The 23,278-nt window shown below is 54.9% G+C and carries 23 protein-coding genes and 1 pseudogene; 15 read left to right on the top strand and 9 right to left on the bottom strand.

The features are described 5' to 3' along the window. Positions 1–342 (top strand): hypothetical protein (locus ACL7TT_RS15490; RefSeq protein ID WP_413396741.1); only part of this gene is annotated, 342 nt, incomplete at its 5' end. A gap of 13 nt (positions 343–355) precedes the next feature. On the opposite strand, the gene ACL7TT_RS15485 is transcribed toward ACL7TT_RS15490, so the two are convergent. The 5 genes from ACL7TT_RS15485 to hutI all read right to left on the bottom strand — a co-directional run bounded on the left by ACL7TT_RS15485 (position 356) and on the right by hutI (position 4,287). Then, on the bottom strand, positions 356–634 hold the full coding sequence (locus ACL7TT_RS15485; RefSeq protein WP_413396743.1) for a superinfection immunity protein: 279 nt from the start codon (positions 632–634) through the stop codon (positions 356–358). 97 nt (positions 635–731) lie between these two features. Then, positions 732–1,331, bottom strand: coding sequence for a hypothetical protein (locus ACL7TT_RS15480; protein WP_413396740.1), 600 nt, complete (start codon positions 1,329–1,331; stop codon positions 732–734). Next, on the bottom strand, positions 1,328–1,831 hold the full coding sequence (locus ACL7TT_RS15475) for an RNA polymerase sigma factor (protein WP_413396739.1): 504 nt from the start codon (positions 1,829–1,831) through the stop codon (positions 1,328–1,330). The genes ACL7TT_RS15480 and ACL7TT_RS15475 overlap by 4 nt, the downstream gene beginning before the upstream one ends. A 274-nt stretch (positions 1,832–2,105) precedes the next feature. Then, positions 2,106–3,074: a formimidoylglutamase gene (gene hutG / locus ACL7TT_RS15470; protein ID WP_413396737.1), complete on the bottom strand. Its 969-nt coding sequence runs from the start codon at positions 3,072–3,074 to the stop codon at positions 2,106–2,108. Further along, positions 3,058–4,287: an imidazolonepropionase gene (gene hutI / locus ACL7TT_RS15465; protein WP_299944788.1), complete on the bottom strand. Its 1,230-nt coding sequence runs from the start codon at positions 4,285–4,287 to the stop codon at positions 3,058–3,060. The genes hutG and hutI overlap by 17 nt, the downstream gene beginning before the upstream one ends. A 188-nt stretch (positions 4,288–4,475) precedes the next feature. Between hutI and hutC the strand changes: the two genes are divergently transcribed. The 5 genes from hutC to ACL7TT_RS15440 all read left to right on the top strand — a co-directional run bounded on the left by hutC (position 4,476) and on the right by ACL7TT_RS15440 (position 9,744). After that, on the top strand, positions 4,476–5,186 hold the full coding sequence (gene hutC, locus ACL7TT_RS15460; protein ID WP_299944786.1) for a histidine utilization repressor: 711 nt from the start codon (positions 4,476–4,478) through the stop codon (positions 5,184–5,186). Between the two features lie 90 nt (positions 5,187–5,276). Then, positions 5,277–6,953 carry a urocanate hydratase gene (hutU, locus tag ACL7TT_RS15455; protein WP_413396735.1) on the top strand — a complete coding sequence of 559 codons (1,677 nt, stop codon included), beginning with the start codon at positions 5,277–5,279 and terminating at the stop codon, positions 6,951–6,953. Positions 6,954–7,069: 116 nt separating this feature from the next. Beyond that, on the top strand, positions 7,070–8,620 hold the full coding sequence (hutH, locus tag ACL7TT_RS15450; protein WP_413396734.1) for a histidine ammonia-lyase: 1,551 nt from the start codon (positions 7,070–7,072) through the stop codon (positions 8,618–8,620). Positions 8,621–8,910: 290 nt separating this feature from the next. Next, the gene (locus ACL7TT_RS15445) at positions 8,911–9,204 is read left to right on the top strand and encodes a hypothetical protein (protein WP_413396733.1); all 294 of its coding nucleotides are present in this window, start codon (positions 8,911–8,913) and stop codon (positions 9,202–9,204) included. Between the two features lie 99 nt (positions 9,205–9,303). Then, the gene (locus ACL7TT_RS15440) at positions 9,304–9,744 is read left to right on the top strand and encodes a hypothetical protein (protein ID WP_413396731.1); all 441 of its coding nucleotides are present in this window, start codon (positions 9,304–9,306) and stop codon (positions 9,742–9,744) included. A gap of 222 nt (positions 9,745–9,966) precedes the next feature. On the opposite strand, the gene ACL7TT_RS15435 is transcribed toward ACL7TT_RS15440, so the two are convergent. Further along, a complete protein-coding gene (locus ACL7TT_RS15435) occupies positions 9,967–11,112 on the bottom strand; it encodes an aminopeptidase (RefSeq protein ID WP_413396730.1) in 1,146 nt (381 codons plus the stop codon). Between the two features lie 83 nt (positions 11,113–11,195). Between ACL7TT_RS15435 and ACL7TT_RS15430 the strand changes: the two genes are divergently transcribed. From ACL7TT_RS15430 to ACL7TT_RS15395, 8 genes are all read left to right on the top strand, one after another. Beyond that, positions 11,196–11,429, top strand: a complete 234-nt coding sequence (locus ACL7TT_RS15430; RefSeq protein WP_413396729.1) for a hypothetical protein — start codon at positions 11,196–11,198, stop codon at positions 11,427–11,429. Between the two features lie 103 nt (positions 11,430–11,532). After that, positions 11,533–11,733, top strand: a complete 201-nt coding sequence (locus ACL7TT_RS15425) for a DUF3149 domain-containing protein (RefSeq protein ID WP_413396728.1) — start codon at positions 11,533–11,535, stop codon at positions 11,731–11,733. A 1,083-nt stretch (positions 11,734–12,816) separates the two neighbouring features. Next, the gene (locus tag ACL7TT_RS15420; RefSeq protein ID WP_413396726.1) at positions 12,817–13,587 is read left to right on the top strand and encodes an alpha/beta fold hydrolase; all 771 of its coding nucleotides are present in this window, start codon (positions 12,817–12,819) and stop codon (positions 13,585–13,587) included. Between the two features lie 674 nt (positions 13,588–14,261). Then, positions 14,262–14,531 carry a hypothetical protein gene (locus ACL7TT_RS15415; protein ID WP_413396724.1) on the top strand — a complete coding sequence of 90 codons (270 nt, stop codon included), beginning with the start codon at positions 14,262–14,264 and terminating at the stop codon, positions 14,529–14,531. 651 nt (positions 14,532–15,182) lie between these two features. Next, positions 15,183–15,341: a hypothetical protein gene (locus tag ACL7TT_RS15410; protein WP_413396722.1), complete on the top strand. Its 159-nt coding sequence runs from the start codon at positions 15,183–15,185 to the stop codon at positions 15,339–15,341. Positions 15,342–15,417: 76 nt separating this feature from the next. Further along, positions 15,418–15,924: a hypothetical protein gene (locus tag ACL7TT_RS15405; RefSeq protein WP_413396720.1), complete on the top strand. Its 507-nt coding sequence runs from the start codon at positions 15,418–15,420 to the stop codon at positions 15,922–15,924. Further along, positions 15,917–16,282, top strand: coding sequence for a hypothetical protein (locus ACL7TT_RS15400; RefSeq protein WP_413396718.1), 366 nt, complete (start codon positions 15,917–15,919; stop codon positions 16,280–16,282). The genes ACL7TT_RS15405 and ACL7TT_RS15400 overlap by 8 nt, the downstream gene beginning before the upstream one ends. Positions 16,283–16,346: 64 nt before the next feature. After that, positions 16,347–16,751, top strand: coding sequence for a hypothetical protein (locus tag ACL7TT_RS15395; protein WP_413396717.1), 405 nt, complete (start codon positions 16,347–16,349; stop codon positions 16,749–16,751). On the opposite strand, the pseudogene ACL7TT_RS15390 reads toward ACL7TT_RS15395, so the two are convergent. After that, positions 16,727–17,653 (bottom strand): annotated as a pseudogene (locus ACL7TT_RS15390) (IS30 family transposase). The gene ACL7TT_RS15395 and the pseudogene ACL7TT_RS15390 overlap by 25 nt on opposite strands. A 214-nt stretch (positions 17,654–17,867) precedes the next feature. On the opposite strand from ACL7TT_RS15390, the gene ACL7TT_RS15385 reads away from it, so the two are divergent. Further along, entirely contained in the window at positions 17,868–18,701 is an 834-nt protein-coding gene (locus ACL7TT_RS15385; RefSeq protein ID WP_413396715.1) for a leucine-rich repeat domain-containing protein, read from the top strand. Between the two features lie 303 nt (positions 18,702–19,004). Here the strand turns inward: ACL7TT_RS15385 and ACL7TT_RS15380 are convergent, their stop codons facing one another. Both ACL7TT_RS15380 and ACL7TT_RS15375 read right to left on the bottom strand, forming a co-directional pair. Next, positions 19,005–20,129, bottom strand: coding sequence for an efflux RND transporter periplasmic adaptor subunit (locus tag ACL7TT_RS15380; RefSeq protein WP_413396713.1), 1,125 nt, complete (start codon positions 20,127–20,129; stop codon positions 19,005–19,007). Continuing rightward, positions 20,126–23,221, bottom strand: a complete 3,096-nt coding sequence (locus ACL7TT_RS15375; RefSeq protein WP_413396711.1) for an efflux RND transporter permease subunit — start codon at positions 23,219–23,221, stop codon at positions 20,126–20,128. The genes ACL7TT_RS15380 and ACL7TT_RS15375 overlap by 4 nt, the downstream gene beginning before the upstream one ends. Between the last annotated feature and the right edge of the window lie 57 nt (positions 23,222–23,278).

The following is a 23,278-nucleotide window of genomic DNA, read 5'->3' as shown; positions in this document are numbered from 1 at the left end:
GACATGAGTTACTTACTTCCGATAAATCGTTGTATCGATTCACCGATCCGCAAGCACCCACACATATTGCTTGATCAAATTTTTAAACAACTCAGCTGGGCGCCAGGCCCTAACTGCGGGACGCGTATTCTACACATCCGGGCTGCCGAAGCAAGTGCTTTCTCGCAGCCATCTCCGCCAAAACCGAAAGTGCGCTTAAGGCACCTTCCCAACCTCAACCAGCCCGCTCTGGCTGTGCTTGAAGTGGCGCGCATTATAGCTGCACAAGACCGCTTGGCAAGCGCTTTCTCTGAAGGAATTTTTGATGGCGCTTTTCAGCGAGAATCGTGCAAAGGCTGTTAACAAGCCGGGGGCACTAGCCCCTTTCCACTGCAGGTGCGTCTGCAGCCCGGCTTCGCGAGCCTATTGCACCGGAACCTGGATTTTTCCCGACTTTTCCACTTACGGCCCAGGCCAGGAGCGCGAACCAGGCCACCCAGGAAAGCAGCGCGGGAATATTTGCCAGGCAAATCTTGCCAAAATTTCTGCGGTTAAAAAAAAACGCAACGACACTTGGCAGAAACCACACCAGGAGAAACAAAACAATAAATATAACCCCCTTGGCAAGGCTGATTCCGCTAAAGACTTCCAGCATACTTGCGATTAATTGATCGAGATTCGTAAACATGTTCGACTGCGCCTTCTTTGAAGTTAAATTACTTTTATCAACAGTCTCCGTGTTTAAACTTTTCTTACAATGAATTTAAATACTTATTCTGCAGCCCCTCCAATGCGGCTTTCTCATGCGCGGTGCGCCGGTAAACATAGAGGCTGTAAATAACCATAAAGCCCATAAACCCCAACAGAGTTAACATGGCTTTGTGTGGATCATGAATAAGGGGCGCAGGAGATTCGCCATAGAGGGAGGACAGATGCCATCCCAAAATAATAACCGTTTGAATCAGCAGAAATAACCAGCAAAAGTGCACTTCGCGGCGTTTGCGCCGTAGCCTTAACAGGGCGAGATCTACATAGGCCCTGGCCGACTCCTCCAGCGGCGCCCAAAGCCCACGGCGGTTAACGAGTGAAAATCCCATGGCCAAAGCCAGCATGGACAAGACAAAAACCAACCAAAGAGCGCTATCCGGTCGGTCTTTTGCCAGTATCGTTGTGACCGCATAAAATCCCATAGCGATGCCAAACAGCCATTCCGAGAGCATCACCAAGCGCATACGCCGCTCCTGGCGGCGCACCCAGTGCAAAATGGCTGTCGGTACCACGGTTTGCACCGGCTGCTGCCGCCAGAGCCCCAGCAACGCCTGCCACTGGCTGTCGGAATCTGAGCCGTTCACTGTTCACCTCCACCCATGTATGCATTCAGCCGCGCACGCGCGCGGTTGAGGCGCACTGCAACATTGGATTCACTGATCCCCAAGACTTCGGAGATCTCCGCATAACTCAACCCCTCCAATCGCAGCGTCAAAGTCTGGCGCAGCCCCAGCGGCAATCCCCGAATCATATACAGCAAACGCTCCCAGTCCCGCTGTGCGGCCAGGTGCTCGGCCGGGCCGGGCCGACTATCCTGTAGATTCAGCAACTCTTCCTCGCCACTATGGTGCGGCTTGCGCCTGGATAGCTCAGTGACGCAGCGGTTGTGGGCAATGCGGTAGACAAAGGTCTTGAGACTGGCCTCGCCGCGAAATGCAGGCAGGGCCCGCCACAGACCCAGCCAGATTTCCTGTAACAGGTCTTCCTGTTCCGCAGCAGTGCGCACATAGCTGCGTGCAACGCGGGAAACCCCCTCGGCGTAACTCGCCAGTGCCTGCTGAAATAATTGATCCCGCCGTTCCACCGCTAGCTCCATTATCTACAGGGACTACTGTATCGGTGGCACGGAAAACATTACAAAATTGTGCCGGATGGATGCACTGTTTTACAGTGCTCTCACCGCTGCGCAAGACAATGGGTACACACGGGGCAGTTTGTACAACCCCCAATGCCACACACTGGACTGGGTCTACACTTGCGGACTTTCACCCGGTGGCACCAAGTGTTGCCGGTGGGCGCTCTCAACCAGTGGCAGCAGCGCTTTGCTGCCACATTGCGTTTTACGTTCAGCCCTTTTTTTAGTCGGGTTGGCGGCCGCGCGCGGCTCCATTGGCCATCTGGAAGCCGAGGCGGGCGGCCGTGCGCGCGGCGTGGTCTTCAATATCGAAGTAGGGATTGAACTCTGCCATGTCCGCAAGGCAGACCTTATTAGAGTCCAGCACGGTATCCAGCAGTATTTCGAGCAGCTCAAGGGGCACGCCGCGGCCGGAGGGTGCGCTGACAGCGGGCATTACCGCTGCGGGCAGTACATCCAGGCACACGGTGAGATAGACAAAATCCACCCTGTGGATAAAGGTGCGAATCTGAGCCTGGACATTATCGAGATTCCGGCAATTGATTTCGCGGTCGCGAATCACCTCGGCACCCAGCGCATCCCCGCGGTTATACAGTGCCGGCGTATTGGCATTATCCGCTGCACCCACACACAGGTAGTTGAAAGGGCGGCCGTTGATGTCGCACTGTTCGGCGATTTGATAGAAGGGGGTGCCGGAAGAGCCCTTGGGGGCGGGAATGCGCAAATCCAGGTGGGCATCGAAATTGATAATACCCAGAGTCTTTTCCCGATGCTGCTCGCGCATCCAGCGTGCGATGCCCTGATAGCTGCCGAAAGCTACCTCGTGGCCCCCGCCCAGCACCAGGGGGAAGTGGCCGTTGTCCAGCAACTCACTGATCCGCGCCCCCAGCAGGGATTGCCCTGACTCCAGGTCTTCCCGTTGCACACGCACATTACCAGCATCGTACAACGGCAGATCAAAGGTGGCGGGCAGATTGGCCATAGCCAGGCGCAGGATGCGCGGGCCCTTGGCCGCACCAATACGCCCTTTATTCCTCCGCACCCCCTCATCGGAGGCAAAGCCGAGAACGGCGATGCCGGGGGGATTGTCCAATTGCAGGGGCGAAATACGCTGGTGCCAGCGCTCTCCCGCACGGCCGTCCTCTGTGTCCGTGCGGCCGCTCCACAGGCGCATATCAGCCAGTTGTAACATCTCTGCCCCCCAGGAAAATCTGTGCGGGCTTCAATGCGCCCACTTCATAAGCCAGTTGATCCGGGGTATCCATCGGCCACAGCACCATATCCGCGCGCAACCCCACACGCAGCACGCCGCGGGAGCAGCAGAGCCCCAGCGCCCGTGCCGCTGCGCGGGTTACACCGGCCAACGCTTCGGCGGGTGTGAGGCCAAACAGGTTGCAGCCCATGTTCATCATCAGACGCAGTGAGGCAATCGGGCAACTGCCCGGGTTCAGGTCGGTGGACAGGGCCATATACACCCCGGCCTCGCGCAACCTGTCCACAGGGGGCACCTGGGTTTCGTGCAGTGTGTAAAAAGCCCCCGGCAACAAAACCGCTACCGTGCCGCTCTCGGCCATGGCCAGCACATCGGCATTGCTGATGAACTCAATATGATCCACCGAAAGTGCCCCGGCCGCAGCGGCCATGGCAGTGGCGCCGGTGCGGGCCAACTGCTCGGCATGCACCTTCACCGGCAGGTCGAGTTTCCCGGCGGCATCAATCACGCGCTGGCACTGATCCACCGAAAAACCAATGGTCTCGCAAAACATATCCACTGCGTCGGCCAGCTGCTCGCGCGCCACCGCCGGCAATATTTGCTCGCAGATCAGGTCAATGTATTCATCCGCGCGGCCATCGTACTCCGGCGGCAGGGCATGGGCCGCCAGGCAGCTGGTGACAACCTCCACCGGGTTGTGTCGGGCCAATCGACGGGCGGTGCGCAGCTGCTTGAGTTCGGTATCCAAGTCCAGGCCGTAACCGGATTTGATTTCCACCGTGGTGACCCCTTCGGACATCAGTGCCTGCAGGCGCGGTTCCGACAGGCGGTACAGCTGCTCGGCGCTGGCCGCCCGGGTGGCTCGCACCGTGGAAATAATGCCACCGCCGGCGCGGGCCACCGCTTCATAACTTTCCCCCCCCAGGCGGCGGGCAAACTCAGAGGCGCGGTGGCCACCGTATACCAGGTGCGTGTGGCAATCGATCAAACCCGGGGTCAACCACTGGCCTTCACCATCGATGACTGTATCCGCAGCACAGTGCGGCAGTTCCCGGCGCGGTCCCAGCCAGACAACTTTGCCACCGGTCACCGCGACCGCGGCATCCTCGACGGCGCCGTAAGCTCCCGCCATGGAGGGGTCCATGGTAGCGGCATGAACATTGGTAATCAGCAAGTCACAGCGTTGTATCATAGGTGATTGAGCGGCGCGCTTTTCCTTTTTAAATCATAGATGGCCCGCCCGGAACCGGGTGGGTTTCGGGTGAGCAGCATACAGGCCATGCCGCCGGCTTGACAGTCACCTTACCGGCTATCATAGTAGCTATCTTCTTTATTGTATATACAACCATATACAAGTTATGCAGCACGGCACCTAAGCCTATGAATCCCACAAGCGAGCCACGTTACGCCGCCATTAAACGCCACATCCGCCAACAGATAGAAAGCGGTGCATGGCCGGTACACTCCCAGGTGCCTTCGGAAAACCAGTTGGCGCAGGCGTTCAGCGTCAGCCGAATGACTGCGCGGCGCGCCCTCAGTGAACTGACCGATGCCCAGGTGTTGATGCGTGCTCAGGGACTCGGCACTTTTGTCGCCGAGCCGGTCCCCGCCGGTTCCCTACTGGAGGTACGCAATATTGCCGATGAGATTTCTGCGCGCGGGCACAGCTACAGCAATCGTATATTGCTGGCACAACAGAGCATGGCCAGCGCCGAGATAGCTCGCGCGCTGGGGCTGCCCGAGCAGGCAAAAGTGTTCCACTCCATTATTGTGCACTGCGATAACGAGGTGCCGATCCAGTGGGAGGAACGTTTTACCAACCCGGCTCTGGCACCGGAATATTTGCAACAGGATTTCGCCAGTACCACCCCCAACGCCTATCTTTCCAGGGTTGCGCCCTTAACAGAGGCAGACACCACCGTGGAGGCCATCGCGGCGGAAGCCGCCATCGCCTGTGCCCTGGAAATTTCCGCCGGCGAAGCCTGCCTGCAGGTATGGCGGCGCACCAAGAGCAGCGCGGGCACCGTGAGTTTTGCGCGTCTTGTGCATCCCGGCAACCGCTACCGCCTGGGGGCACAACTGCGATTCTAGTGATGGACTAATCCCGAGCGCCCCGGAAAAAACCGGCACACCATCGCCGGGCGCGTACAGTTTTTACCAGATATTTTTTGCGAGGAAACCATGTCTACCGAGAAACGCCACGACCCCCGCCGCCATATCCGCGCACCCCGGGGCACAAAACTGAATGCCAAAAGCTGGCTGACCGAAGCGCCGCTGCGCATGCTGATGAACAACCTGGATGCGGAAGTGGCAGAGCGCCCGGAAGACCTGGTGGTGTACGGCGGTATCGGCCGCGCCGCCCGGGACTGGGTCTGCTTTGACAAAATTGTCGAGGTCTTAAAGCGTTTGGAAAACGACGAAACCCTGCTGGTGCAATCGGGCAAACCCGTAGGGGTCTTCAAAACCCACGCCGATGCACCGCGTGTGCTGATCGCCAACTCCAACCTGGTGCCCCACTGGGCCACTTGGGAGCACTTTAACGCGCTGGATAAAAAGGGCCTGGCAATGTACGGCCAGATGACCGCTGGCTCCTGGATCTATATTGGCTCCCAGGGCATTGTTCAGGGCACTTACGAAACCTTTGCCGCAGTTGCGCGCAAGCATTTCGATGGCATTGCCAGTGGTAAGTGGATTCTCACCGGCGGCCTCGGCGGTATGGGCGGCGCCCAGCCCCTGGCAGCAACCATGGCCGGTTTCTGTATGATTGCGGTGGAATGCGATGAAACTCGTATCGATTTCCGCCTGCGCACCGGCTATGTCGATAAAAAAGCCACCCGCCTGGACGAAGCCCTGCAGATGATCGAGGAGGCACAGAAAAACAATCAGGCCCTTTCTGTTGGCCTGCTGGGTAATGCTGCGGATATTTTTCCGGCGCTGGTCCAACGCAATATCCTGCCTGATGTGGTGACCGACCAGACTTCCGCACACGATCCGTTAAATGGCTACCTGCCCAAAGGCTGGTCTCTGGAATACGCTGCTGAAATGCGTAAAAAAGACGAAGCGGCAGTCGTAAAGGCAGCCAAGCAGTCTATGGCCATTCAAGTCGAAGCCATGCTGGAACTGCAAGAGCGCGGCGCCGCCACACTAGACTACGGTAACAATATTCGCCAGATGGCTCTCGAAGAAGGTGTTGAAAATGCCTTCGACTTCCCCGGCTTTGTGCCCGCCTATATTCGCCCGTTATTTTGCGAAGGGATCGGCCCTTTCCGCTGGGTGGCCTTGTCCGGCAACCCGGAAGATATTTACAAAACCGATGCCAAAGTTAAAGAACTGATCCCCGACAACCCGCAGCTGCACAACTGGCTGGATATGGCCCGCGAGCGCATTCATTTCCAGGGGCTGCCCGCACGTATCTGCTGGGTGGGTCTCCAGGACCGCGCGCGCCTGGCGCTGGCGTTTAACGAGATGGTTGCCAGCGGCGAGTTGGAGGCTCCGGTTGTCATCGGCCGCGATCACCTGGACAGCGGCTCGGTGGCCAGCCCCAACCGCGAAACCGAAGCCATGCTGGACGACTCCGATGCCGTATCCGACTGGCCGCTTCTGAACGCTTTGCTGAACACGGCCTCCGGCGCCACCTGGGTGTCTATTCACCACGGTGGCGGTGTGGGTATGGGCTTTTCCCAACACGCCGGTGTTGTCATCGTGTGTGACGGTACCGAGGCCGCACACAGGCGCATTGAGCGCGTACTGTGGAACGATCCGGCCACCGGTGTGATGCGCCATGCCGATGCGGGTTACGATCGCGCCAAGCACTGTGCAAACGCCCAGGGCCTGGATCTGCCCATGGTAAGTGACTGATGTTTTCACGCAGTACACACGCGTACCGGCGCAACAATGGCGCACCCGGGCAACTTTTTTCAGGTTGCAGTTTAACCGGCACTGCAGAGTAAATTTTAATTTTGGTGACTGAAGATATGTATCATCTGGAAATCGATCCCGGCCAATTGAGCCTGGCGCAATTGCGCCGGGTTGCGCGCGAGCCGGTTCGGCTCTCACTGGCGGAAGGTGCCTACCCCGCTATCAAAGCCGCCGCCCACACCGTCGCCCAGGTCATTACCGAGGGGCGCACCGTGTATGGCATCAACACCGGTTTTGGCCTGCTCGCCAATACGCGCATCGAAAAACACGATCTGGAAACACTGCAGCGCGCCATTGTACTGAGCCACGCCGCCGGCACCGGCAGCTTTATGCATGAGGCGACCGTGCGTCTGCTGATGGTGCTGAAAATCAACTCACTCGCACGGGGTTTTTCCGGGGTGCGCCCACTGGTGATCGAGGCGCTAATGCAGCTGGTCAATGCCGGCATTTACCCGGCCATTCCGGAAAAAGGTTCCGTGGGGGCCTCCGGTGACCTGGCGCCGCTTGCCCATATGAGCGTGGTGTTGCTGGGAGAGGGTGAAGTCTTTATTCGCGGCGAGCGCAAGAGCGCGCGTGAGGGCCTGCAGCGCGCCGGCCTGGAGCCCATTACCCTGGCCCCGAAAGAGGGGCTGGCCCTACTGAACGGCACCCAGGCCTCCACCGCGTTTGCCCTGCTCGGCCTGTTTGCCAGCGAAGACCTGTTTGCGGGTGCGCTGGTGGCCGGCGCCATCACGCTGGAGGCCGCCCAGGGTTCACGCCGCCCCTTTGACGACCGCATCCACGCCGCTCGCGGCCAGCGGGCACAGCGGGATGTCGCAACCGCTTATCGGAACCTGCTGGGCGAACGCAGCCAGATCGGCGACTCGCACCTGTCCTGCGAAAAGGTACAGGACCCCTATTCCCTGCGCTGCCAACCTCAGGTCATGGGGGCGTGCCTGCAGCAGATGCGCTTTGCCGCAGAGGTTTTACTGGCCGAAGCCAACGGGGTATCCGACAATCCATTGGTGTTCACCGACGAGGAAAACCCGGAAAACGCCGATATTATTTCCGGCGGCAACTTCCATGCGGAGCCCGTGGCCATGGTGGCCGACAACCTGGCGCTGGCACTGGCGGAAATCGGCGCCCTATCGGAGCGTCGCATGGCACTGTTGATCGATAGCAGCCTGTCGGGCCTGCCGCCTTTTCTGGTGGAGAATGGCGGGGTCAACTCTGGCTTTATGATCGCCCAGGTGACCGCTGCGGCGCTGGCCAGCGAGAATAAATCCCTGGCGCACCCCGCCAGCGTGGACTCCCTGCCCACTTCCGCCAACCAGGAGGACCATGTTTCCATGGCCACCTTTGCCGCTCGCCGCCTGCGCGACATGGCCGATAACACCTGCGGTATCCTCGCGGTGGAAATGCTGGCCGGCTGCCAGGGCCTGGATTTTCGCGCCCCATTGAAATCCACGGAAAAACTCGAAGAAGCCAAGGCAAAACTCCGTGAGCGCGTGCCCTTTTACGACAAAGACCGCTATTTTGCCCCGGATATTGAAGAGTCCAAGCAGCTCTTCAAGCAGGGTACTTACCTGCAATGCATAGATCCCACACTGCTGCCCAGCGGGTCTTAAGCACCCACTGGTACGTTTTGCTTTGATGTGTTATTCATCCAGGAGAACAGGGGTCTTCCCGTTCTCCCTGTATTTCGTGATGTGTTTATTGGTCTGCCACCGGGCCAGACCTTATTCTTTCAGGCACTGAGCCTTCGGCAAGGTTTGAGCCGATTCCCCTCCACCCCATACCAATCCTATCGACCACTGGAACGTGGTAGAACATTTTTTGTACTTTATGATGAAATTTGCGCCAAAAGTGCTAGGCTGAATAATAGAAGTCTCACCTGTCAACAGGCGTGGAGGTCTCGATGAAACCACTGCCCAGGCGGCTGCTTGGTGGCTATGGGTTGGCCATTACCGCGGGACTCTCCCTGTCGGCCTGTAGCGGCACTGGTGCTCCCTGCGCAACCGGCTACCCAGATAGTTATTACAGCTGCAACACTTATTACCATTCACACAACCGCCACGCCTACCCCAACGGTGCATGCCGCAATACGCAAAATAGGGGCGACAACACCCATCGTCGGGGCCCCCCTCGGGCGCGCTACAGGGGCTATCCGCTTGCTCTGCCCGATCCACCTCTGCGCGCCAGACCTTATTGATCATGCAATTCTGTGTCTGCCTGGCTGGCACACAAAAGGGGCTTGGCCCCACCGGCAAAGCCTCTCGGGGGGAAATTTCGCTTACCGGAGATTGCACTTATGAATAGAGTTGCTAAGACGGCGATCATCGCCACCACGGTATGCACAGCCCTCACTCTGGGCGCCTGCGCTACCGATGGCTACTACTACACCTCCTCTTATAGTTACCCTTACGGTACCCCCAATTACTATCCATCGAGCAACGTTTATCTCTCCTACCGGACACCGGTTTACCAGTACTACCGGTCCACACCGCGCTACCGCTACTATTATGCTGGCGCCTATCCCTATTACCGCGCTTTGCCCGCCTATCGCGGCAACGCCCGCTACCGGGCCAGGCACTATTACCGCGGGCTGCCCTACTACAACCGTTTCTACTCTCCCCGATCATCCCACCTGCGCTATCGCGCTTACCATCGCGGGTATCGCGGCTATCATGGGCACCGTGGATATCGCGGCTACCGGGGCCATCACGGACACCATCACCACGCAAGGCACTAGCTATCCGAGTTACCAAACCCCCACCAGTGCGCATCCGCAGTGGTGGGGGTGCCAACAAAACAATGAGGGGCCATGGGCGAACAAAGCTCTTCGCAGGAAAACCAATACCGGGGAATTGCGGTCCGATTTGCCGTTTTTTCGCAGCCATCTGCTCCATTCAGACTTGTCTCTGCCTGACCTGACAAGATTCACCGCCGGGTCGATCACCCGGGGCTCAATCCCTTAGCCTTTCCCAGCCATACACGCGTCAACAGGGTATGCAGCCTCTGCCTGTTCGCCCGAATGGGAACGACGATACATGGCCCCGAGCTGGCGCAGTCTCTGCGCTCTCTCAACGGCATCCAGGGCTCCCAGACGTTGGGCAGCAGTGTAAAAGGCTTCCCAGCTGCCGCTTTCAAGATACAGCTGGCGAAACGCCGGCACCTGGGATTCATACTCAGCGGCCAGCGCCAGGGTGGCGTTATTGGTTTTTTCTATATACACCCGATAGCGTTCAGGGTTAGGCCAGTTGGCCGCTATTGTTCGATAACACCGACGCAGGCGTTTGAGCACCTGCGCTTTCTGTTTCCGCTTGAAATCGACCGGTTCCGAAGTGTGGTAAATGGACTCCAGCTGCCGGCGTGCCGTCACCATCAGTTCTCGCACGGCCATTGTCTCGGTGCGTAACTCGGCGGCGGAGCTGGTCAACCCCTGACTTTTAAGCCAGCCTGGCACGGCGATTTCTGATACCGCCGTGGCGAAACTTTCATTGAACTGGGTATCCCCGGCAATATACACGCGTCGGTGTGCCAGTTCGTGAAACAACAGTCCTGCCAGTCGCTCCGGGGACCAGTTCACAAAGCTCGACAACGCCGGGTCATCGAACCAGCCGAGGGTACTGTAGGCGGGTACTGCGCCCAAATACACATCATACCCCTGTGCGCGCAGTTGATCGGCCTTGGCCACGGCAGCGGATTTGCGGAAATACCCCCGGTAGCTGGCGCAGCCCGCTATGGGATAACACCAACGCTTGGGGGCAAGAGAAAATTCAGGGGCAGCGAGCACATTCCAGATAGGGTAATCACTGTCGAGGGCCACATAGGAACCGTAGGCTTCGCCCACGGGCAGCCGCAACTCCCGCGCAGCGTAGGCCCGTATTTCCTGTATCAAGCGCAGCTGCTCAAGCAGACGCTCGTCGGTGCCGGGCTCCTCAAGCAATGCCTCGATCGACTGCCGGGCGGAGAGGATACGCCACTGGCCAGCGGCAGCCTGTGTGTAGTAACCAATGGTTTCACAGCCACTCAGTAGCCAAGATGCAGCGATCAGTGCCCAGGCACGATAAGCTCCAGGGCGCTCTGGCAATTTCGGGATGGCAATACTGATATACACTCTTTTTCCTGCTTGCGTTTTTCTGAGACGTTGAAACCTGCGCATCCATTTCCGCCCGATCACGGGTCTCCAAAGGGTATAGCATGGTACCGATCAACGCAGCCCTGACGGTCTTTGCACTGGTGTTCGCCGCCATTGCCTGGTTGCGGCTGCTGCGCATCGGCTTTGCCGATGGCAATCTGAGCGGATTGCTGGCCCTGTTTATACCACCACTGGCGCTGTTATTGCTCCTGCCCCGTTGGCGCGAGGAGACAGAGCTGTTCCTGCTGGTGGGCGCTTCCTGCGGCAGCCTGCTGCTGGGGCAGTGGTTGCAATGAATCCTTGTGTCGGGGAAAACCACACCCCGGTTGATTCAGGTCAAGGAACCCACCCACCCGGGCCATACACTGGATGGGTGAAATATTGGCATAGGAGAGAGAGATGGGGGCTTTAGTGGATCTATTTACCAGCTTTTCCGGCCTGCTCAGCCTGGCCGTCATCGGGTTCATGCTCCTTATGGCGGTTTTCCTGTTCCGCTGGGTTAGCAACAATGTGGAAAAGGCGGTGGCAGAGCAGGAAAATAGGGCACAGGACTCTAAACCCAGCCTGGACAAGCAGGCTGACACCGCTGTGTCTCTCTGAAGCTGAGACCCCTACCTAAGCGGTGCCGTGGTCACAATGGATTGCGGGCTTATAACCTTGGCAATTCCCGCCCGACCTGAAAAAAGCCGCAAGCCAGCTCAAACAAAATGCACTGCGCCATTGCCGTATGGCACCAACAGGCAAGGGCAGAAGTACCTGTTGTACAAGATCATTCACTCAGGCACATACGCGCAAAAGCACTGGCCCCGCCTGCAAGGCTCCAATTGTATGGCCAGGGTCACTGCCGGCAACAATGATGGCAAAGTGGAGGTTTAGCCAGCCAAACCGTGCGCTGCTTAACCTACGCCCTGAGCATCCCATTGCACGATCACTCCCCGCAATAGGCTGGACCAGCTTACACCTGACCCAAGAGCGTGAATAACAACCAACCCCCACCATACCCGAGCAGATCACAAGCTGCCTGGATACTATCTTGCCAAGTCAGATTATCGACGTAAACTTCGGACCGGCATCTGGACGCAGAAATGCTTCCGAGAAAGTAATCAGGATATTCGTTACCATGGTCAACACTATATAAACGCCAAGTCTTATGATCCCAAAAATCACCATATTTTATCTCCTTGTTTTTATTACGTTGATTACCCTGAGATGGATGCGGCCAAACATTGTCACCCTTGTAGCATTCAGTTGGTTTGGTCCATTTCCAGAGGAAGGAGAGCTTTTGTCCAGCTTTAAGGCGAAAAGAATAAGGTATGCTTTCAGCTGGATAGTTCAATTTGCAGCCTATTTTTCTCTCTTAACCATTCTTGGCATCTGTTTTAAAAGCTATTTCAACGAGACATTTTGTCTCTTGGCCAGCTTTGCAGGAATAATTGGGGGTGGAATGGCGCTTCTAGCCTGTATCGGGTTCTCAGTCTCATGGCTTAAAACTATCATTATTGGCCCCAACCCTAAATGTGAATGCCTGGCAGAATATGAAATATAAACTTAACCAAGCCAAACCTTTACCAGCAATGCCGGCTGGGCCTGTACTACGCAGCTTCTTTGCTCCATTTCAGCCCGTGTTGGTGGCATTGGTTTTATTCAGTTCAGATCAATAGAGTTTCAGTTGGAAAGCGTTAGATGATTGACAAAAAGGGCTATATAAACGTCAGCGGTTCGCCGATTTATTACGAGCTATCCGGCAACCCTAATGGTGAGCCACTGGTACTGCTGCATGGAGGCCTGGGTTCGATCGGCGACCTGACGCCATTGTATAAATACATTGCTCCTGACTATTCATTAATAAGCATGGATTTTCGTGGTCATGGAAAGTCGCCGTTGAATGGAGCCTCGCTGAGTTATGAACAGTACCAGAGTGATGTCCAAGAGGTGCTTTCTCACCTTGGTATTAAACGGTACTCACTATTTGGTTTTAGTGATGGCGGCATTGTAGGTTATCGACTGGCGGCACAACAGCCAGAAAGTATTATTTGCTTGATCACACTTGGCTCGCAATGGCGTTTAGAAACTAATGACCCATCTATTGAGCTATTGCGTGGACTAACAGCTGAGTTTTGGGCTGAAAGGTTTCCTGCTGAGGTAGATTTCTACAACGCTTCCAATCCAAAACCAGACCTCAAGAAGCTTGTTGATGCAGTAAAACCCGTATGGCTTGATACTACAGAGTCTGGTTATCCGTGTGATCTGGTCGAAAGCATTGCTTGTCCGAGCCTTATTATTCGAGGAGACAATGATTTTCTCTTCTCACTCAATGAGGCGGCATTCTTAAAAACCAAAATATCCGGTGCTGATTTTGCCAATATTCCATTTACAGAGCATGCATCTCATCAGGAATCACCGGAGTTGGTGGGTACAATTGTGAAACAATTTCTTTCTCAGCAAAAAGCCTAACAAGTACCTAAGAGAGCAGGGGTGACTACCACCCCTGATATGCCGAAAATGGCTACGCAGCCGGTAGGAATGCAACTTGGTGTCGCCTAAAGCTTCATATTCATTGCAGTCTTTGCAAAAAGCACATACTGTAGACCTGCTGCCCTAGTGCCCAGCCACTTCACCGGCGCAGTCAAACAATAATAAATAGATAACCAATACCGCAACGATCATTTTTTACCCCGCGAGTCGCCCCATAACGGCAGTGCCCGCGAGGAATCCATACGCAAAACACATAAACAAAAAAAGGCCGTATCATGACCGCGTAAATGATAGAAAAACGCCACCTCCCAGTGCCCTCACACCGAGAGATGGCTAACCCCAATAGATAACGTACTATCTAGCGAGGCTGTCTTGAATGATACGCCATACACTCGTTCGTCTTCAATAAACGTCTCCCTGAAGGCGAGCTTTTCGAGTCACTTCCGCCCCCGGCGGCGGAGTGTGCTGTGGCGTTGCGTGATGATTGGTGTGGTCTTTTACTTCAGCCGCGCACCGCCTTTCTGGCTAGCGCGCCCTGCATATTTCCCTTTGTTTTTTTCCACATGGACTACGCCTGCGGCGGGAGAAACCGTACAAAGCGCTGTGCTTTTTCTGCACCTTTCCGTCACAGGCGACTCAAGGAGCCTATAAAAATGCCTATATTACCCTGTCGATTGTTTCAGCCAGTGGAGCTGGGGGATTATTTTACCTTCACGCTGGTCGCCATCAAAGAGAACGCGGTAGACCTGCATATTGCACCCGGCAGGGGCAACCGGGTGATGCGCGCCGTGCACCTCCTGCAATGGTTGGATGAGACCTGGGCGCTGGACGAAGTCTGTGCACTGGAGGAAGGCCCAATTGATCAGCCTCCAGCCATCATCAGGCCGTTCAAACCGCGCCCCGATAAGAAGCCGGAGCGCTGAGCGGCAGTGTGAACGCCTCGAAAATCGGTACAGCCCCAAGCAGCACCACCAACGCTTACCTTCCTGTGCTGTCACGGCGGGGAGGTCAGCGCAGTCAATATGGCAAGCCAGTGCTTTTCTCCTCCGCGCTGGTGGTGCTGTAAATACGCAAAGCTTGGTAGCTGCAGGCGGCGCTGCCGTGGCACCGGAAAGGTGTGTCAACGGGCGAGAGGGAGAACACCTCGCAATACGCCTATCTGGATAGTGGTGCAGTTTTACAGGCAATATGACCAGATACGAGTGATCATTTCGATCACTGTGACCGATATTTTTGAGAGGCGGGTAGCTTTCCCTAAAAAGTGAATAAATCCAATGGGTTACATTCATGGGTGATTTTTGGGATACTGGTCGTAGTGATCAATATTCCAGGGGGCTCGATAGTACTAAGTTGTCGTATCTGATTGATCCACAGTCATTTTTTAATAGTTTGGCGTGAAAAGAATCCAGAAATACTGGTCATGGTGATCAGTATACAAATGTTATGTGTAAGACCATGAAAAGAATCGCCATAGCTGTTTTACTGTTTTCGAGCATTCCGCACATGCATGCCTGTGTGTCATTGAGATTGCCTTCTACGAAGGCATCAAAGCAATAGAACAGAAATACCCTGAAATGAAAATCGAAAAAAGAGACTTTGAAGTTATTGCAGTAAAAGAAGGTTGGGCTGTATTACGTAAAGTAACGGAGTCCACCAAAAGAGGCGGCGGTAGCCCTGAAGCCATCGTACATAAAGATTCATGCGAAGTGCTGCGTGTATCCCTATCGCGATAAATGCATAACCGTAAAGGCAATCGGACGCTTACGGCGCCGTTGCTTTAGGCCCTAAGCATCATGTAAGGAGACAGTAATGCCACTAGTAAAATATAAAGATCAAATATCCTCCATCGGTGCAATTGCTACATCTTTGGGTGTAATTATGGCTTTGACTGTGGCCGTTGTTGACTTGACCAAAACTAAGAGGCCGGATTTACAATTGTCCTACTCAGAAACTGTAGGGAACAGTAAAACATTTTTTGTGTACAATGCGGGGGATGCTCCCTGCGTGGATTTCCATATAAGCTATGAAGATCGTTTTATTGGCGTCCGTCATATAGTTAATTACGAGACTGCAAACATTGTAAATGCAAAAGTTTCTTTTGATACCGTGAGCATGCCAGCTAAAGCGTCGTATAGTATTGGAAATTGCTCTGAAAGCAGTTGTGAAATTCAGATTGGTTATCTTCCAATTGAAAAATTATTTGCTCTAGAGTTAAAAATTCCTGTGGATAGCGCGATTTCGGCAGGCCAGACTTCTAACTTTACTGCGTCTTGCACAGTGCACTCTGAAAGTATCGAGGTGCCTATTCATGCCTAACAATGAGCTGCAGGCCAACGGCCAACTTTGTGCGCGGGTAAGTGCGGTGTTTTGCATCATTATGAGCGAGATTCGAGCAAGGATTAATGGGCCAAGGCCTCCGTTCTACATCTTAGCTGAGGAAATATGGCCCGGAGAGGATTTTGACTCTTATGGCGACTCTCAAACACCGGAGTCAGAGTCGTGGACTGAACTTACAATTATTAATAGTAAAAATACTTCGCAGAGAATTCATGTTGATCCGGAATCTAGAAACCTATTGGTATTAGCAGTAAGGTCAGAAGTACAAGAGTTAGCTCAACGTGCAGCTCAATTTATTGTTAAAAATTGTAGTGGCGAGATGCTTGGTCATGCATAACAAGCGCATCAAGAGCGACGCTCGTACCTCGTGCGCCTTATGCGGGCGTTACTTGCCATAAATCATGAATATCTACGAAGAAGAATTAGAAGGCAGAGAGTTCGACTGGTTCGCTATAGATAGTGAAGGAAATATCGGCTTATTCTCTACCGCTGGCGAAGGAACGATTCCAGACCCAGTAATGGAGGCTTACTCTGAGCATGATAATATTTCAGAACAGCTCGAATCGCCTAATTGGGGTAGTTCTGAAGTTTGGTCAGATTATGCTGCACTGGGGCTATTTGTTTACGATTGGGATCTACCCGGTGGGCCGTATAAACGAGAGCGTACACCCTCTAAAGTTATGAATAACGAATTCAAAACAAAATTATTAAGTATGGATAGTCTTTATAGTTTTCCCATTAAGTTTGTGGAGCGCGGATTCAACCTTGAAGCGCATACCATTTATGCGGCTTGTGCCGCCAAGTAATTATCCATTAAATCTTCTGGTGTTTCAAAGCCTAATGTTTTCCTTGGGCGGTTATTTAAATCGCGTACCACTGCATCAACCTCTCCCTGAGTTATCTTTTTAAAGTCCGTACTCTTGGGCCAATATTGGCGCAACAAGCCATTCGTATTCTCGTTCAAACCACGTTCCCAGGAGTGGTAAGGGTGCGCGAAATAAACCTGCATTCCAAGCTTCTTAGTAATTTTTTCGTGATAGGCAAACTCTTTACCATTGTCCGCCGTGATCGTATGCAATGCCGCCGTATACGGCTTCAGCAGAGCTATAGTGGCCTCTGTCACCGCCTCTGCACTTTTGTTCTCCACTTGTGCAGATAAGGTAAACTGCGTTACGCGCTCTACAACAGTCACCAGAGCGCCACTATGTCCCCTGCCAATGACAGTTTCAATTTCCCAGTCGCCAACCCGACTCTTCGCATCTAGCGCCACCGGGCGCTCATCGATACTTATACGGTTCCTGAGTTGGCCGCGATTGGTTTTACCATTGCTTCGCTTGTGATACTTTCTACCGTGCCGCCGGAGGTTCATGAACAGTTCGCCACCCCTCGCCTTGTCGGTCCACACATGTTGATAGATGCGCTCATGGCTCAACAGTGTCAAGTGCTCCTTAAGCAGCCAGCCTGAGATTTGCTCCGGGCTCCATTTTGCAGCAAGCTTATCCTCGACTAAGTTTGTCAGCTCTGGGATTATCTTTGTTGCTTTTCTGGCCTCTTCACGACTCATGAGCGCAAACTTCTGGGCTTACTTGTTCCGATACCCGCGCTGACCACTATTTCGCGCTAACTCCCTCAACATCGTTAATTGGCTCATACCTACAGCCGTTGCAGTCTCTGCCTGTGAAAAATTGCTTTTCTTGAACGCCACAATCTGGCATCTTTGCTCATAGGGTGGTTACCTGTAGTGTCTCATTGCATATCTCTTGCCGGAGAAAAAGCACAAAGCCTACGATCAACTGGCCGCCTTTTCTAGCCCTATTAAGATACACACTTACAAGTTGAATCTGGGTTGACATTTGCTCTAACTTAAAATAATTTAATATTTCGTATCACAGTACGCAACAATAATTTTACAAGGAAAGAAAATGAATATGAAAATATGTCCTATCTTGGCAGCACCTTTAATAACATCACTTGCCTACGGTGAAATTCATAATACGCAACTTATTAGTGAAATTAATTTCCCAGATCCTCAATTTGAATCTTGTGTTTTAGGCCATGGGGCAACCTACATTAAAGATTTAAAATCGTTAAGCTGTATAAAAATGGATATTTCCAGCACAATAGGTATAGAGAAATTAACTGCATTGGAGGCTATTTCTTTTCATTCCAATCAAATAGAAATAATTGATGTAAGTAATAATACTGAGCTAACAGAAATATCTATAACCTCTAATCATCTGACTGAAATTGATTTATCTAAGAACCCTAAGCTGGAATTTGTTAATCTCTTTAATAATGAGATTAGAGATATTGATTTACACGGAAAAACAGCACTAAAGGAAGTTATTCTTTATTACAACAAATTGACTGGAGTTAACTTAAAAGACAACCCTTTATTAGAAAACGCTGTACTTTCACATAATCAGCTGAATCTGGTAAATATCAGCAATAACTCTAACCTCAAATACCTTTCTTTAGATTCTAACGAACTGGAAAGTATAGATCTAACAACAAATCCATCGCTAATAAATATTTCTCTTGACTACAACAACTTAACCGAAATAGATGTAAGCGGAAACTTTAATGTCTGGGAGCTTTACCTTACGAATAATAAATTAACTGAGCTAGATGTATCAAACAATTTGGAGCTGAAACGTCTTGCCATTCAAAATAATGAACTTACATGTGAAAATATTCTAGAGATAGATACAATCATTCCAAAAGCTATTATCTCAAGTGATACTGGTTGTCGTTAGAGGGCAGCAGAGAGTTACTAGTAAAGCAGGAGGGAAGAATATCCCTCTGCCAGGATCGTATGAGGCATGGATGCCGATTACGAGCGTACAAGAATGTATTCACAGCGTATCCTGGGAGAGGGGTGTTCTTTCCTTCCGACCCGGTAGTATGTAGCATCCGTAGTCAACGCACGGCTACAAAAAACAGAGGACCGACTCGGCAGTTCAACCACTTGAAATACAGGCCGTTTTGCCGGTTTTTTTAAACACGGCAAATAATAGGCCTTGGGAGCTAGGCTTTTTGATCTCTAAAAAGGAAATTGATCAGCTATCGCTGTGGGCGTTGTTGCCCTCCGCATCGCGCACGACCTCAGCCAATATCTTTACTGCCTGGCCCGGCTGCAGGCGCTCGGCGCCACGCACGATGACCCGGTCGCCACTAGCGAGGTCTCCATGCACGGTAATCCACTCGCCATCGCCACTGCCGATACGCACAGACAGGCGTTCTGCCTTGTCGCCCTCACCCACCCGGTAAACAAAGGTATCACCATTGCGCAATACCAGTGCATCCCGCGGTACGGCCAGGATGGCGCGCGCCTCCGACAGGGGTACGGCCACCTGCACCGGCATCCCCACAATCCAGTCCCATTGCTGCGGCGCGCTCTGCGGCAGTTGTACCATCAGCTTGGCCCGGCGGGAATGGTCGCTGGCCACGGGCACAAACTGCCGCACCTGGCCGGTAAATAGCCGCGCTCTGGCGCGCTCCCCCTCGGAACGGGACACCACATCGCTGCGCACGGCAATGGTGTCACCGGCATTGATCAATGGCAGTGCCGCCAGGGGGATATCTGCCTCCACTTCCAGTTGAGACATATCCAGCGCGCGCAACAGTTCGGAGCCGGTGCGCACATATTCTCCCGCCTGCAATTCCCGGCTCACCACCAAAGCGTCAAATGGTGCATCGATGGTGGTTTTGGAGCGTTCATAGGCGCGCCTGTCCCGCTCGATCTGCGCGGCCAACAGGTCCTGTGCCATGGCCTCGCGCTCGGCCTGCTGTTCCTCCAGCGCCGCGCGGGAGGTGCTGTTGGTTTCCGCCAGCTTGCTCAAGCGTTGCAACTGCGCATCCATATAGGTGAGGCGGGCCTGTAACTGGGCAATACGGCTCTCGCTGTTGCGCAGCTGCAACCGCCAGTGCGTGGCATCCAGTTGCGCCAGACGCTCGCCCTTTTTTACCAGGCTGCCGGGCTCGGCGACAAATTCCAGCACACCATCCAACTCAGAGGAGATCCGGACATCGCGGCGGCTCACCACCTGACCGGCAGACCACTGGCTCGGTGCCATCTCGCGTGTTTGCGCCCGGTCCACAGTGACCACCACCGCGCCGCGCTGGGCCAGGGCCGGGCCGGCTGCGATCAGGGACAGAGCCATTGCGGCCAAGAACGGTTTCATCGGGAACTCCTCACGGCCAGTTTCTGGCGCAGGCGGGTGAATTGCGGCAGGGGCAGCTGTCCGAGCTGCAACAGGGCCGGCAATAAAATCAGGGTAAACAGAGTGCTGACCGCCATACCACCGACAATCACTGCGGCCAGACCGCGGTAGATCACACTGCCCTCGCCGGGCGCGACCAACAATGGCAGCATGCCGAATACACTGGTCAGGGTGCTCATAAAAATGGGGCGCAGGCGCAAACGCAGTGCCTGCTCCACCGCCGCCACCCGGGTGGCGCCGGCCTCTTCCGCGGCGCGAGTCTGGTGTACCAGCAGGATAGCGTTGTTGACCACCAGGCCCAGTAAAATGACAAAGCCGATCATGGTCAGCAGATCCAATGGCTGGAAGCTCACCAGGTTTAGCAGTCGCAGTGCCAGCACACCGCCAACCGTGGCGAGAGGTACCGTTAACAGTACCAGACCGGCATCGCGCAGGGAGCGGAACAGGGCGCTCATCAACAGGAACAGGATCAGCAGTGCCAGAATAAAATTCTGTGAGAGCGACACCAGTGCCTTGTCCAGGTCACTGGCGTTACCACCCACCAGGATGCTGCCATCAGCGGGCAGGACCGCGCGAATCCTTGGCAGTACTTCCGCCTCCAGTTGTGCGCGCACCTCCTCCAGGGACACATCGTCCGGCGGCACGATATTTAAGGTTACTGTGCGGCGGCCATCCACCCGACGCAGACTGCCCGGACCCACGGTGCGCTCCACGCTGGCGAGTTGGTTCAAAGTCACTACCTCACCGCGCGGGGTGACCAGCGGCGTGTTCTGTAACTGCTCCGGGGTACGCCAGGACTGCGCCTTAAAGATCACATCCAGACGCTTCTCGCCATCGAAATACTCCCCCACATAGAGGCCGTTGCCGAGGGTGCGGATCAAACTGCCCATATCCTGGCGATTCCAGCCCTGCTCCAACATGGCGCGGTCATTGGGGCGCACCGTCAGCTCAGGCTCCGACAGGGACAGTCCCGGATTGGTCTGCACCGGCGTACCCGGCATGATCTCTTCCATCACCGCCACACCGCGGGTGGCGGCGCGCATCAGGCCATCCGCGTCGCGGGACTGCAGATGCAGGGCAATGCGCCGGTCGCCGCCAAACTGGCCGAACAGGTTGCCGCGCGCGGCAAAGCCCTGGAAGTCGGGAATATCCACCAGGATCTCCTCGCGCAACAGGCGCTCCATTTCCTTGGCCTGATTCATATCCTTTACGCGCACCCCCATGGTGCCACCGTTGGGCCAGGAAATAATGTAATAGTTCTTCAGCGCCGGTTCGCGTTCACCACGCATATAAGGCGCCATACGCCGGTCCAGTTCATTGACAATTTCCTTTTCGATGGTTTTGGTATTGGTGGATGAAGGGAAATTCATCCACACATCCACTGCGTCCCGTTTTACCGGCGGCAGGTAATCCAGTTTGGGCAAAAGGAGGTAAGTGGCGGCAACAGGTATCACCAGGAAACCACCGATCACCTGCCAGCGGCGCGCGCGGGTGCTGGTCAGTGCCATTATCCGCGCGGTGATTTTTTCCCAGATGCGCGCCAGGCGGTCCTCGCTGGCAACCGGCGGCAGCCACAGCTTTGCCGCGAGCGGCACTATGGCCACGGCCGCCAATAGGGAGAAGACCACAGCCACGGCAATCGTCAGGGCCAGGTCACCGAACACCTGGCCCTCGACACTGTCGAGGAAAAATACCGGCAGGAAGATCGCCACGGTCGTCGCCGTACTGGCCAGCAGCGCACCCCAAACCTGGGCTGCACCCTGCTCCGAGGCCTCCTGGGGCCCGAGCCCTTTTTCCCGCAGGCGCACAATATTTTCCAGCACAACAATCGCGGCATCGAGCACCATCCCGGTGGCGAAGGCGAGACCGGCAAGGGAAATCACATTCACACTGCGCCCGGCGGCAGACAGAACCACAAAGGTGGAGAGCAGGGAGATGGGAATGGCGGCGGCCACGATCAAAGTCGCACGCAGGCGCCGCATAAACCACCAGAGTACGCCCACTGCCAGCAGGATACCCAGTACCAGGTTGCCGCCGAGCAGGTTCAGGGCACGGTAGACAAAGATCGACGCGTCGAAGGACTGCACCAGCACCAGTTGCTCAGTCTTCAACTTGGTGGCATTCAGCTCGGCAACTTTCTGTTTCACCCGCTCCAGGGTGGCGAGCATATTGGCGTCATTGGTGCGATTGATCCGCATGGACACCGCCGGGTTGCCGTTTTGCGTGGTCACCCCGCGGGATTCGGACTGGCCCACGCGCACCTCGGCGATATCGCCGAGGCGCACCGGCTGTCCATCGCGCCACTCCAGCACCAGTTTGGATAAATCATCGGGCCGGTACTCGCCGACAAAACGCAGGGTGTAGCGGCGCCGCCCTACATCGGTAAAGCCGCCGGAGACATCCCGCGCCGAGGCCAGCTGACGGCTGATCGCCGGTAGCTGGATGCCCAAGTCCGCCGCTTTCCAGGGGTCGAATATAACCTGCAATTCTTCCTGCGCGGCGCGGCCGGACTGGGCCTGTACACTGGCAACGCCGGGCACGGATTCCAGTTCCGGGCGCAGCATATCCTCGATCAGGCCGGCGTAATCATCCAGGTGTTTGGGATTGCCGGGCAGTTTCTGTAAAAAGAAGTAAGTGAGTGCGGTGGCATCGCCACCCCAACCACCGAGCATCACCCGCGGCGGCTCCGCATCCCGCGGCAGCGGTGGCAGGCTGCTCATGCGGTTGATCACATCGATCAACACCTTGTCCATATCGGTGCTCCTGGTGAACTCCAGGTTCACCGAGGCACCGCCGCGACCGGCGTTGACCTGCATTCTCTCCAGGCCGGTGAGGCCCTGCAGTACCGATTCTATCGGCTCGACAATTTCCGCCTCCACTTCCTTGGGCGCCGCGGCGCGCCAGCTGGCCTGGATGGTAATACGCGGATTTTCAATATCGGGGAAAAGTTGCACCGGCAGGCGGCTGGCGAGAAAGGCACCCAGCAATACGGCCAACACGACCGCCACACCGGCGGCGGCGGGGTTTTTCAGCGCGGCTCTTGTCAGTGCCATTCCGGTGGTCCTTGTTTTTTATTGGCATCAAAGGCTAATGTATTAACAATTGCAGAC

It is taken from the genome of Microbulbifer jejuensis, assembly GCF_047289955.1.
In the GTDB taxonomy this organism is placed as follows: Bacteria; Pseudomonadota; Gammaproteobacteria; order Pseudomonadales; family Cellvibrionaceae; genus Microbulbifer.
The sequence above is the reverse complement of the archived record's forward strand: the minus strand, read 5'-3'. Positions and strand labels throughout refer to the sequence as shown.